Genomic DNA, 12,589 nt, shown 5'->3' with positions numbered 1-12,589 from the left:
CCTCCTTACAGCTTGATTTCGACGTCGACGCCGGCCGACAGGTCGAGCTTCATCAGCGCGTCCACGGTCTGCGGAGTCGGATCAACGATGTCGAGGACGCGCTTGTGCGTACGGATCTCGAACTGCTCGCGCGACTTCTTGTCGACGTGCGGCGAGCGGTTGACGGTGAATTTCTCGATAAGCGTGGGCAGGGGGATCGGGCCCCGTACCGTCGCACCCGTGCGCTTGGCCGTGTTCACGATCTCGCGCGTGGAATGATCCAACACGCGGTGATCGAAGGCCTTGAGCCGGATGCGGATGTTCTGACGATCCATATCGCTCGGTTTCCTAGTGGGCTGCGCCCGCGTCTCGAACCATTTCAAAGACCAACCCGGACCCCTCTTTCGAGACATCCGAACGCAGCGTCCGCAAAACAAATTGGCCCGCCCGGTCTCCCGAGAGGGCCTGTGACTGAAAACTGCGCCCCAGAAGGCGCGATCAGCAGTCGTTCGCGAACCGCGTCTGAGCTCGAAAGCTCACAGCCGGTCCAACAGAGGGGGGCTTTTACGTGTGTGAATCGGTTTCGTCAAGCGGTTCCCGGGACCGTTTTCGAAGGCCGGACAGGACGATCCTCCCCTCCCCGATCCGCGGGCCCGGCCAAGCTCCGAAATGAAGCTTGAGCGTATCGAGGGTCTTCCGATCCCGACCGTGACGCCCTGCGGAGGGCGCAAACGACCAAGCCCTCCTCCGATAAAGAACCTCGTCGCACGAAACATGCTCAAATCAAGCCGCAGATGAGCATGAACGTGCAGGCGCACGTGATAGGGACGTTAACCCGTCGCTGCAAGTGTCATAAAACTGCATCAATTCGCCGCCGACCGCTTCCGCCGGCCTTGCCGCCCAGGGCGAAGCTCCATAAATCCGCCGCTCCTCGACGGACCGGCGGCCCTCCCCAAACGACCGCCGGCCGATCGAGGCCACACAGTAAGGGGATTACCCACTATGAAGACCCAACTCTTTGCCGCCGCCGCCGTCCTGGCCGTGGCCGTCTCGGCTCCCGCCTTCGCCCAGAACGTCGGCTCGGTCGGCGCCGCCGTGAACTACACCGACGTCAAGGCCACCGGCATCGACGCCGACGGCACCTCGTTCAAGGTCGACGGCAACGTCGCCATCCCGACGGGCGCCTGGACCGTCACCGTGAACGGCAACGTCTCGGTCAACGACAACGACCTGAGCGACGAGACCGTCGCCTCGACCGCCGCCCACGCCACGACCCTGGTCGCCGGCGACACCGTGCGCGTCGGCGGCTTCGCCGCCCTGTCGCGTCCGTCGAACGACACCCTGTGGGCCGTCGGCGCCGAAGCCAGCAAGTACTTCGACAAGGCCACCGTCACCGGCCTGGTCGCCTACGGCCAGTCGAACGACCTGGACGCCGACCTGGTGGCCGTCCGCGCTGACGCCCGCTACTTCGTCTCGGACGACTTCCGTCTGGACGCCGGCGTCGGCTACTCGAACATCGACCCGAAGGGCTTCCAGAGCGCTGACCTCTGGGACTTCAACGTCGGCGGCGAATACAAGTTCGCCAACAGCGGCTGGTCGACCTTCGGCAAGTACACCCACACCGAAGCCAAGGACCTGGCGGACCTGAACGCCGAGGCCGTGAAGGTCGGCTTCCGCTACACCTTCGGCGGCAGCCTGAAGACCCGCGACCGTTCGGGCGCCGACCTGATCGACGCCGACACCCTGTTCGGCTTCGGCGTTCGCTAACACGCGCGATAGCCGAAAGTGGTCGCCGGTTTCGGCGGCCATCGCGCGTCGCGTCAAGAAGGAGCCTGCCTCGGCAGGCTCCGGGCGCCATTCGCGATCAGCGGACTAAAGGAACGCCCCGGAGCTCAGGCTCCGGGGCGTTTCACTTTATATATATGTGTCGCGTAAGCACGGTTCCGCGAACCGCCGTCACCTCGGCGGGACCAGCCCGCCTTCGACCGGCGCCTCCCGGTCGACCGTCAGCGCCCCGCCCTCCTCCTTCAACTCGGCCACCTGCACCACCGTGCGCTGGCCGTAATAGGGGTCGGCCTTGGCCTCTGGTTCGTTTGACTGGTGGACGAAGTAGTAGAGGAACGCCCTGCCCCCGCTGACCACCACGTCCGGATGCTGGCCCTTGGCGGTGTCGGTCGGCTGAAGCCCCGGCTGCTCCAGGAGACGCCGCGGCTGCAGGCTCCAGGTCCGGGCGTCGTCCGAACGCAGGACGATCAGCCCCTTCCAGGCGTCGGCGATCATCCACCAGGCGCCCTTGAAGCGGAACACCTTGGGGCCCTCGGCGGCCATGTCGACCACCGGCCCGTCGCCCGTCGGCGTCCAGTGGACCAGGTTGGTGCTCTCCACCGCCAGAATCCGGCTGCCCTTGCGCTCGTCCTTGTACCAGAGGCGATAACGGTCGCCGATCTTGGCCACGCTGGCGTCGATCACCCGGTCCGAACCCAGGTCCGGCGTGTCGCCGCAGGTCCAGGTCGCCAGGTCCTCGCTGGTCAGGTGGACGATCCGCGCCGTCGCCGCCTTGTCGCCCCAGCGGTGGAAGACGCCGGGCACCACCGTCAGCCACATGTGATAGACGCCGCCCTCGGCGTAGAGCTCGGGCGCCCACAGGGTGGGGCCCGTGCATTGGGCCGGGATGGCGGCCACGCCCTTGTAGGTCCAGGCCAAGCCGTCCTTGGAGGTCGCCATGCCGATCGGCGTGGCGTGGACCCAGGCGACGTCCTTGGGGTCGGGGTCCTTCAGGGTGGCGCGACGGTTGGTGTAGAACATCACCCATTGGCGATGAGCCTTGTCGAACACGATCGACACGTCGGCCGCCCCGTCGGTGATCGGATCGCGATACAGCGGCTTGGGCGCCGCCGCGCCGCAGACGCCCGGCAAGGCCAGCGCCCAGACAGACGACAGGGCCAGGATCAGCGTCCGCAGCTTCATGCCGTTTCCTCCCATGAACCGCGCCAGCGTAGCCGGTTCAGGAGAAATCACAAAGTGGGACATAGTCCCGCATAATGAAATCCCGACCACCGCGGAGCGCGGGGCCGGGATGACAGCGATCTATATATAAAGTGCCGCCGGCTACTGGCCGATGATCACATTGCCCGAGCCCGCCACGTGCTTGCTCACGGGCCCCGTGGCCCTGGCGATGCGCACGTCGCCCGAACCGGCGATGGAGGCCTCGACGTTACCGGCCTCGCCGCCGAAGTCGACGTCGCCGGAGCCCATGATGTTGACCTCGACCGAGCGCGCGCGGCCGCCGTTGACGGTCACGCCGCCCGAACCCGCGATATTGGCCTCCAGGCCGCCGTTGACGCTGGCGGCGACCACCCCGCCCGAGCCGGCGATGCTGATCTCCAGATCACTGCCGACGTCCTGCATCTTCACGTCGCCGGAGCCGGCGATGTTGATTTCGGCCGAACCGACGCTGCCGACCCGGGTGTCGCCCGAACCGGCCTGGTTCAGGTCCAGCTTGCCGCGCACGTTGGCGACCGTCCAATCGCCGCAGCCGGCGTTGGACAGCTCCAGGTGCTCGGTGCGGCCGACGTTGCCGAACACCGCGCCGCCGGCGGCGACCTCGGCCTTCATCGGCACGCGGATCACGATCTGCGGGATGTCCTCCCACTTCACGTCGCCGACGCCGCGCACGTGGATCACGCGCTTGCCCATCACCGTGTTGCAGCCGTTGATCCGGTTCATCCGCAGGCCGCCGTCGACCGTCACGTCCGAGCCGTTCTGATGGATCTTCAGCGGCAGGCTCTGGTTGGTGGTCAGGAATTCGACCTTCACGTCGCCGCGGGCTTCCGGGATCACCTCGACCCGGGCCACGGCGTCCTTGATCTTCACCGACGGATCGGCGGCGGCGGCCCCGGCGAAGCCCAGGGCCGTGGCGGCGGTGGCCAGGAGAAGAAGAGCGCGCATCGGTTGTTCCCTCGAAACAAAAGCGTTGTTGAGGGAAGGCTAGCCGCGCCCCTGCCGGGAGACGACTTAATTCGAGGTCATGACCCCCTTGTCATGATTGGGCCTCAATTGGCGCTGGCGGCCAGCCGCACGGGAACCGACTTGTAGGCCGGCGTGCCGCTGCGGCGATCGTGATCCTCCAGCGCCACCAGCATGTTGGTCTCCGGATAGTAGGCGGCCAGGCAGCCGCGCGGGATGTCGCGCTCCACCAGGGTGAAGCCGCGCACCGCCCGTCGACCCGTGTCGTCGAAGGCGGCGGTCAGGTCGATGCGGTCGCCGGCCTTCAGTCCGCGCGCGGCGATATCGTCCGGATGGGCGAAGACCACGTCGCGACGGCCGAACACGCCGCGATAGCGGTCGTTCTGGCCGTAGATGGTGGTGTTGTACTGGTCGTGGCTGCGCAGGGTGGTCAGCAGCAGGACGTCGGCGTCGCCCCGCCGGGCGTCTTGGCCGTCATGACGATGGGCCAGGAACTGGGCCTTGCCGCTGGGGGTCTTCCAGACGCGGTCGGACGGCGGCACCGGCAGGCGGAAGCCGCCCGGCTGACGGACGCGCTCATTATAATTGGCGAAGGCCTCGGGGAAGACCGCTTCGATCAGGTCGCGGATCTTGTCGTAGTCGCCGGCCAGGCCTTGCCAGTCGACGATGTCGTCCGGCCCGAACAGCGCCGCCCCGATCCCGGCGACGATCGCCGGCTCGGACTTCAGCTGGTCCGAGGCCGGTGGGTTCAACCCGCGCGAGGCGTGGACCATCGACATCGAGTCCTCGACCGTCACCGCCTGGCGGCCGCCGGCCTGCAGGTCGATCTCGGTGCGGCCCAGGCAGGGCAGCAGCAGGCTTTCATCGCCGTGCAGCAGGTGGGTGCGGTTCAGCTTGGTGGCGACGTGGACCGTCAACCCCGCCTTCCTGATCGCCGCGTGGGTGCGGGTCGGATCGGGCGCGGCGACGGCGAAATTGCCGCCCAGACCGACGAACACCCTGGTCTGCCCCGCCTCCATGGCCGCGATGGTCTCGACCACGGTGTGGCCGTGCTCGCGCGGCGACTTGAAGGCGAACACCCGGTCCATCGAGTCCAGGAACGCCGCCGAGGGCTTCTCCCAGATCCCCACCGTCCGGTCGCCCTGGACGTTGGAATGGCCCCGCAGCGGACAGATCCCCGCCCCCGGCCGGCCGATATTGCCCTTCAGCAGCAGCAGGTTGACCAGCTGCTGCACGGTGCTGGACGACGACCGATGCTGGGTCAGGCCCATGCCGTAACAGAGGATCGTCGCCTTGGCGTTCGCGTAGGCCCGAGCCGCCTCCTCGATCTGGCCGCGGGTCAGGCCCGAGCCCGCCTCGATCTCGTCCCAGCCCAGGTCCTCGACGACGGCCTTCACCGTCTCGAAGCCCTCGGTGTGCTCGGCGATAAAGCCGCGATCCAGCACCGTACCCTGGCTCTCGGCGTCCAGCTGCAGCACCGCCTTCATGATCCCCTGCACCGCCAGGGCGTCGCCGCCGATGGCGACCTGGTAGTAGGCCGAGGCGATGGGAGTCGAGGTCAGGGTCGCCATCTCGACCGGGTCCTGCGGCGCGGCGAACCGCTCCAGCGCCCGCTCCTTCAGCGGATTGAAGGCCAGGATTGTCGCGCCACGCTTCGACGCGTCGCGCAGGGTGGTCATCATCCTGGGATGGTTGGTGCCGGGATTGTGGCCGAAGCTGAGGATCAGGTCGGCGTGGTCGAAGTCCTCCAGCGTCACCGAGCCCTTGCCCATGCCGATGGAGTCCGGCAGGCCCACGCTGGTCGGCTCGTGGCACATGTTCGAGCAGTCGGGGAAATTGTTGGTCCCCACCCGCCGGCCCAGCAGCTGGAACAGGAACGCCGCCTCGTTCGAGGCCCGGCCCGAGGCGTAGAACTCGGCCTGGTTCGGATGGTCCAGCGCCCTCAGGGCGTCGGCGGTGCGCGCGAAGGCGTCCTCCCAGCTGATCGGCAGATAGCGATCCGTCGCCTTGTCATAGGCCATCGGATGGGTCAGCCGGCCCAGGTCCTCCAGGGCGTGGTCGCTCCAGGTCAGGAGCTCGGTCACGGTATGGGCCGCGAACGTCTCGGGCGTGGCGCGCTTGGTCGTCGCCTCCCAGGCCACGGCCTTGGCCCCGTTCTCGCAGAACTCGAACGAGCTGGTGTGCTTGGGATCGGGCCAGGCGCAGCCGGGACAGTCGAAGCCCTCGGGCTGGTTGGCGCGCAGCAGGGTCTTGCCGCCCTCGATCACCGTCTCCTGGTCGGTCAGGGCCCCGGCCACCGCCTTGAGCGCGCCCCAGCCGCCGGCGGCGTTGTCGTAGCGATGGATGCCGCGGACGCCCGCATTGGGTTTGTCGTGGGCCATCACGCATACTCCGGTACGGCGTCGAGCAGGCGCTCGGCATAGGTGAACACGGTGTGCCCGTCGGCGCGGGCCAGGGCGACCAGGGTCAGGCCGGACTCCTCGGCCCGGCGGATCGCCAGGTCGGTCGGCGCCGAGACCGCCACCAGGATCGAGCAGCCCATCCGCACGGTCTTCTCGACCATCTCGAACGAGCAGCGGCTGGTGACCACCACGAAGCCCGTCGAGGCGTCGCGACCTTCGCGGGCCATCGCCCCGGCCAGCTTGTCCAGGGCGTTGTGGCGGCCGACGTCCTCGCGGACCACGACCAGCGCCCCCTCCCCGTCCGCGAACGCCGCGGCGTGGGTGGCCCGGGTCAGCCGGCCCAGGGCCTGGGCGTCGCCCAGGGCGTCGACGGCGCGCTGGACGGCCTGGTGCGAGACGCTGGCCCCGTCTTCCAGGCGCGGCAGCGGCCGCACGGCGTCGGCCAGGCGCTGCACCCCGCACAGCCCGCAGCTGGAGCGCCCCTCCAGGGTGCGCGGCCGGGCCTTGCGCTGGATTGCGCCGGGCTGGAGCTTCACGTCGGCCAGGAGGCCCAGGTCGGTCCGCGTGACCTCGACGGCCAGCACGTCAGCCGCCTTGGCCACGGCCTCGGTGACGGTGAAGCCCAGGGCCAGGTCCTCGACGTCGTCGGGCGTGGCCATCAACACGGTGTGCGGCCGGCCGTCGAACGACAGGCCCACGGCGACTTCCTGGGGGGTGTCACGGGCGATGGTCTCGGACCCGGCCCCGACCCGCCACTGGGTGGCGGAACGGCGTTTAGCGGCGGCTTTCGACATGGGCGGACTCTACCGCCTGGCCGCCTCCGCGTCCAAGGCCGCTCTTCACGGCGCGAACGTTCAAATCCGATGCGGATGTAGATGACCGAACGGCGATCCTGACGCACTCTAGCGTCATGGCCATCATGGATACCCGCCGCGATCAAATGTTCCCCCTCCTCCTGCCGGAGGAGATCGATCGCATCCGCCGGTTCGGCGACATCGCCCACGCCAAGGCCGGCGCTATGCTGGCCCAGGCCGGCGAGGTCTCGCCCGGGCTCATGGTCGTGCTCGAGGGGCGCGCCCGCGTCAGCCGGCGCGACGCCCACGACGAGAGCCACGTGATCGTCGAGCACGAGCCCGGCCATTTCATCGGCGAACTGGCCCAGCTGTCGAACCGCCCGTCCCTGGTCGACGTGCAGGCCATCACCGACGTGGAGGTGCTGCGCATCAAGCCCGATCGCCTGCGCGCGGTGCTGATCGCCGAGGCCGAGCTGGGCGAGCGGATCATGCGGGCCCTGATCCTGCGCCGCGTCGGCCTGCTGGAGCTGGGCGCCGGTCCGATCATCCTGGGCCGGGCGAACGACGGCGACGTCATCCGCCTGTCCGGCTTCCTGGCCCGCAACGGCCACCCCTACAAGCAGCTGGACCCGGACACGGTCGACTGCGCCAAGGTGCTGATCGAGCGCTTCTCGCTGGACGAGGCCGAGCTGCCGATCGTGCTCTGCCCCGGCGGCCAGATCCTGCGCCATCCGTCCAACGCCGAGCTGGCGCGCTGCATCGGCATGGTCGGCGACCTGGACCCGACCCACATCTACGACGTCGCCGTGGTCGGGGCCGGTCCCGCGGGCCTGGCCACCGCCGTCTACGCCGCCTCCGAGGGCCTGTCCGTGCTGGTGCTCGACACCCGGGCGTTCGGCGGCCAGGCCGGCGCCTCGGCCCGGATCGAGAACTATCTGGGCTTTCCCACCGGTGTCTCGGGCATGGCCCTGATGGCCCGCGCCTACAACCAGGCCCAGAAGTTCGGCGCCAACCTGGCCATCCCCGACGAGGTCGCCAGCCTGGAATGCACCGCTGACGCCACCGGCGACAGCGCCCTGGACGGCTATCACCTGAAACTGGTCAGCGGCGAGACCACCCAGGCCAAGACCGTGGTGATCGCCAGCGGCGCCCGCTACCGGCGGCTGGACGTCTCCAACCTGGACGCCTTCGAAGGCAGCAGCGTCCACTACTGGGCCTCGCCGCTGGAGGCCAAGCTGTGCGCCGGCCAGGAAGTGGCCCTGGTCGGGGCCGGAAATTCGGCGGGCCAGGCGGCGGTCTATCTGGCGGCCCACGTCAAGAAGGTGTGGCTGGTGATCCGCGGCAAGAGCCTGGACGCCAGCATGTCGCGCTACCTGATCGAGCGCATCGAGAGCCTGCCCAATATCGAGGTCGTCACCCGCAACGAGATCGTCGAGCTGGAGGGCGAGGACGGCCAGCTGCGCGCCATCCGCCATCGCGACCTCGACACCGGCGAGGAAGACCGCTGCGAGATCAGCCACCTGTTCCTGTTCATCGGCGCCGCGCCCAACACCGCCTGGCTGACCGAGTGCCGGGTCGAGCTGGACAACCACGGCTTCGTGCGCACCGGCCAGGACCTGGCCCCCGGCCACCCGTCGCTGCAGACCAGCCGCCACGGCGTGTTCGCGATCGGCGACGTGCGGGCGGGCTCGGTCAAGCGCGTGGCGGCGGCCGTCGGCGAAGGCGCCCAGGTGGTGGCGGCGATCCACGCCTATCTGGCCGAGCCCGTCACCACGGCCTGACGCCTGCCCTGAAGACAGAACCATGACGCACTGTGGCGGGCCGGCCACGGCCGTCTTCGCGTCGGCTCCGCAACAAACCGCGTCCCGCCCGCCGCTATGTCTTGCCCCGTGATCCGTTTCGGGCCGCCGCGCGCCTATATGACGTTTCGGCGACAATCCACAGATGGGGCACAATCGTCCCTGCGAGTCTGAAACATCGGGACTCCAGCGCGTACGGCCGCACACATTCGAGAAAAAGCCGCCCCATACCCAAGGCCCCAAGCGAATTTCCTTTCGCCGGTACCGGCCATCGTCGCTCTCACGATGGACCATTTGGGGATACTTCATGTCGAGAACGCACTACCTCGCGGGCGCGTCCGCGCTCGCCTGCCTGATCGCGGGCGCGCCTCTGGCGGCCCACGCCCAGACCGCTTCGGCCGACACCTCGGTCAGCGCCGTCGAGGAGATCGTCGTCACCGGTTCGCGCATCGCCCGCCGCGACTACGTCTCCAACAGCCCGATCGTCACCGTGGGCCAGGACGCCATCCAGAAGACCGGCTCGGTCACGGTCGACACCCTGCTGAACCAGATGCCGCAGTTCGTGCCGTCGGTGTCGTCGACCTCGAACAACCCGTCGAACGGGGGCCAGGCCAATATCGAGCTGCGCGGCCTGGGGACCGCCCGCACCCTGGTGTTGCTGGACGGCCACCGCGTGGTCGCCTCCAACTCCGACGGCAGCGTCGACATCAACATCCTGCCCACCGCCCTGATCCAGAACATCGAGGTCATCAGCGGCGGCGCCTCGGCCACCTACGGGTCCGACGCCGTCGCCGGGGTCGTCAATTTCAAGCTGGACCACAACTTCACCGGCCTCGCGGTCGACGCCCAGTACGGCATCAGCCAGCACGGCGACGGCAAGGAGACCGCGGTCAGCGTCACCGCCGGCGGCAAGTTCGCCGACGATCGCGGCCACGCCGCCGTTTCGCTGGCCTATTCCCAGCGCGGCGAGGTGTTCAACTCGGCCCGCGACTTCGCCGCCGTCTCCGGCGCCTCGTCGACCACGCCCTACGGCCGCTATGACGCCACGGGCACCAACCTGCCGACCCAGGCGGCCATGGACGCCGTCTTCGCCAAGTACGGGATCGCGGCCAGCACGGTGAAGGCCGGCGCCAACCTCGGCTTCAACGACGACGGCACGCTGTTCTACAACGGCGTCAACTACGGCGGCTCGACGGCCATCGACTACGCCACCATCCCGGTGAACGGCACCTACAACACCGGCGCCCTGAACCTGCTGCAGCTGCCCCTGACCCGCTACTCGGCCTATGGCGAGGCCCAGTACGAGATCAATTCGCACGCCGAGGCCTACGGCTCGTTCAACTTCACCCACTACGACTCCCGCACCGTCCTGGCCCCCGCCCCGGCCGCCAGCACCACGGGCTTCACCGTGCCGGTGACCAACCCGTTCATCCCGGACGACCTGTCCACCCTGCTGGCCAGCCGCGCCGATCCCACGGCCGACTTCCTGCTGCGCAAGCGCTTCACCGACGTCGGCCCGCGGGTGTCGGACACCACCTTCAACGTCTTCCAACTGGCCACCGGCGTGCGCGGCGAAACCGGCTTCAAGGACTGGACCTACGACCTCTACGGCTCGTTCGGCCGGTCCGAGCAGAACGAGATCCAGTCGGGCAACATCAGCCACTCGGCCGTCCAGACCCTGCTGAACGCGGCCGACGGCGGCGACAGCCTCTGCAGCGGCGGCTACGACCCGTTCGGCCTGAACGCGCTGTCCTCGGCCTGCCGCAGCTACATCTCGCGCACGACCAAGAACTGGACGGCCGCCGAGCAGCGGGTGGTCGAGGCCAACCTGCAGGGCGGCCTGTTCGACCTGCCGGCCGGCGAGGTCCGCGGCGCCTTCGGAGCCGACTACAAGTACGACAGCTTCAAGTACGTGCCCGACAGCCTGCTCTCGACCGGCGACGTGGTCGGCTTCAACGCCGCCGACGCCATCGACGCCTCCACCGACGTCAAGGAGATCTACGGCGAGCTGCTGGTCCCGGTCCTGAAGGACCTGCCCTTCGTCAAGGCGTTGAACCTCGACCTCGGCTACCGCTATTCCGACTACCAGACGATCGGCGGCGTCTCGGCCTACAAGGTCGACGGCGACTGGGAGATCGTCGAGGGCTTCCGCCTGCGCGGCGGCTATCAGCGCGCCGTTCGGGCCCCCAGCCTGGGCGAGCTCTATTCGCCGCAGAACCAGAGCTACGAGACGATCACCGAGGACCCCTGCGCGATCGACAGCTCGGTCCGCACCGGCTCCAACGCCACGGCGGCCCGCGCCCTCTGCCTGGCCCAGGGCGTGCCGGCGGCGATCATCGACACCTACACCTACGCCAACACCCAGGTCGACGCGACGGTCGGGGGCAACAGCGACCTGCACGAGGAGACCGCCGACACCTACAGCGTGGGCTTCGTCTGGACGCCCGTGTTCGAAAATCCGCTGTTCCGGCGCCTGTCGCTGTCGGCCGACTACTACTCGATCGACATCAAGGACGCGATCGGCACCATCTCGGCCGAGGACGCCCTGCAGAACTGCTACTCGGCCACGGCCAACCCGACCGCCAGCACCAGCAACTACTACTGCAGCCTGTTCACGCGCAGCGCCGCCACCGGCGAGGTGTCGTCGATGAGCCTGATCAACCTGAACCTCTCGGAGTACAAGACCCGGGGCGTCGACTTCCAGGTCGACTGGGCGTTCGGTCTGGGCGCCGTCGGGCTGGACGACAAGTACGGCTCGCTGCGCGTCAACGTGATCGGCAGCTGGCTCGACAGCTTCCAGATCCAGAGCCTGCCGGGCGAGGACTTCGTCGAGCTGAAGGGCACCATCGGCAACGACCAGGTCAGCAACACGGCCGTCGCCCACCCCGAGTGGAAGGTCAACACCTCGCTGACCTACACCCTGGGTCCGGTCGACCTGGGCGTGGCCTGGCGCCACATCGACGGCATGCAGGACTATGCCGACGAGGACAGCGCCACGCCGAACATCGACTATTTCGACCTCAGCGGGACCTGGCGGGTGAACCAGACCTACGAGTTCCGGGGCGGGGTGACCAACGTCACCGACAAGGCCCCGCCGTACTTCAGCTCGTACGTCCAGGCCAACACCGACCCGTCGACCTACGACGTGTTGGGACGGCGGTTCTATGTGGGGGTGAAGGCGCGGTTCTAGGCGCCTGATCACCGACAGACGAGGGGCCGGAGGGGAAGCCTCCGGCCCTTTTTCGTGCGCCTCCGCCCCCTATGGGGCGGACAGACCGCGAAGCGGTCAGGTGGGGGCAAGTCAGTGAGCCACCAAAGCAAAAGGCCCCGGAGATCGCTCTCCGGGGCCTTCGCTTAGTCAGCTAGTCGCTGAGATCGGATCGATTACTCGACGATCTTGGCCACGACGCCGGCGCCGACGGTGCGGCCGCCTTCACGGATGGCGAAGCGCAGCTTCTCTTCCATGGCGATCGGGGTGATCAGCTCGACGTCCAGCTCGGCGTTGTCGCCCGGCATGATCATTTCCACGCCTTCGCGCAGCTTGATGATCCCGGTCACGTCCGTGGTGCGGAAGTAGAACTGCGGGCGGTAGTTGGTGAAGAACGGGGTGTGACGGCCGCCTTCTTCCTTGGTCAGGATGTAGGCTTCG

At 68.3% G+C, this 12,589-nt stretch carries 8 protein-coding genes and 1 pseudogene; 3 read left to right on the top strand and 6 right to left on the bottom strand.

The genetic code is table 11. The features are described from left to right. Positions 1–5 precede the first annotated feature (5 nt). Positions 6–314, bottom strand: coding sequence for a 30S ribosomal protein S10 (gene rpsJ / locus BR39_RS0112720; RefSeq protein ID WP_004616952.1), 309 nt, complete (start codon positions 312–314; stop codon positions 6–8). Positions 315–981: 667 nt separating this feature from the next. Here rpsJ and BR39_RS0112715 point away from each other — a divergent pair. Continuing rightward, positions 982–1,746, top strand: a complete 765-nt coding sequence (locus BR39_RS0112715) for an outer membrane beta-barrel protein (protein ID WP_029912282.1) — start codon at positions 982–984, stop codon at positions 1,744–1,746. 189 nt (positions 1,747–1,935) lie between these two features. On the opposite strand, the gene BR39_RS0112710 is transcribed toward BR39_RS0112715, so the two are convergent. The 4 genes from BR39_RS0112710 to fdhD all read right to left on the bottom strand — a co-directional run bounded on the left by BR39_RS0112710 (position 1,936) and on the right by fdhD (position 7,141). After that, positions 1,936–2,946, bottom strand: coding sequence for a glycoside hydrolase family 43 (locus BR39_RS0112710; RefSeq protein WP_029912281.1), 1,011 nt, complete (start codon positions 2,944–2,946; stop codon positions 1,936–1,938). Positions 2,947–3,087: 141 nt separating this feature from the next. After that, complete coding sequence (locus BR39_RS0112705; protein ID WP_029912280.1) at positions 3,088–3,927, bottom strand: GIN domain-containing protein; 840 nt, start codon at positions 3,925–3,927, stop codon at positions 3,088–3,090. A gap of 104 nt (positions 3,928–4,031) precedes the next feature. Beyond that, positions 4,032–6,326 (bottom strand): FdhF/YdeP family oxidoreductase, encoded by a 2,295-nt coding sequence (locus BR39_RS0112700; protein WP_029912279.1) that lies wholly within the window; start codon positions 6,324–6,326, stop codon positions 4,032–4,034. After that, on the bottom strand, positions 6,326–7,141 hold the full coding sequence (gene fdhD, locus BR39_RS0112695; RefSeq protein WP_029912278.1) for a formate dehydrogenase accessory sulfurtransferase FdhD: 816 nt from the start codon (positions 7,139–7,141) through the stop codon (positions 6,326–6,328). Before fdhD ends, BR39_RS0112700 begins: the two co-directional genes overlap by 1 nt. 146 nt (positions 7,142–7,287) lie before the next feature. On the opposite strand from fdhD, the gene BR39_RS0112690 reads away from it, so the two are divergent. Further along, entirely contained in the window at positions 7,288–8,922 is a 1,635-nt protein-coding gene (locus BR39_RS0112690; protein WP_231499456.1) for a cyclic nucleotide-binding domain-containing thioredoxin-disulfide reductase, read from the top strand. A gap of 325 nt (positions 8,923–9,247) precedes the next feature. Further along, positions 9,248–12,130 carry a TonB-dependent receptor domain-containing protein gene (locus BR39_RS0112685; RefSeq protein WP_029912273.1) on the top strand — a complete coding sequence of 961 codons (2,883 nt, stop codon included), beginning with the start codon at positions 9,248–9,250 and terminating at the stop codon, positions 12,128–12,130. 194 nt (positions 12,131–12,324) lie between these two features. Here BR39_RS0112685 and tuf read toward each other — a convergent pair. Continuing rightward, positions 12,325–12,589, bottom strand: a pseudogene (gene tuf, locus BR39_RS0112680) (elongation factor Tu); the annotation flags it as partial.

It is taken from the genome of Caulobacter sp. UNC358MFTsu5.1, from assembly GCF_000712075.1.
Lineage (GTDB): Bacteria > Pseudomonadota > Alphaproteobacteria > Caulobacterales > Caulobacteraceae > Caulobacter.
This window is presented reverse-complemented; position numbering and strand designations above follow the sequence as displayed.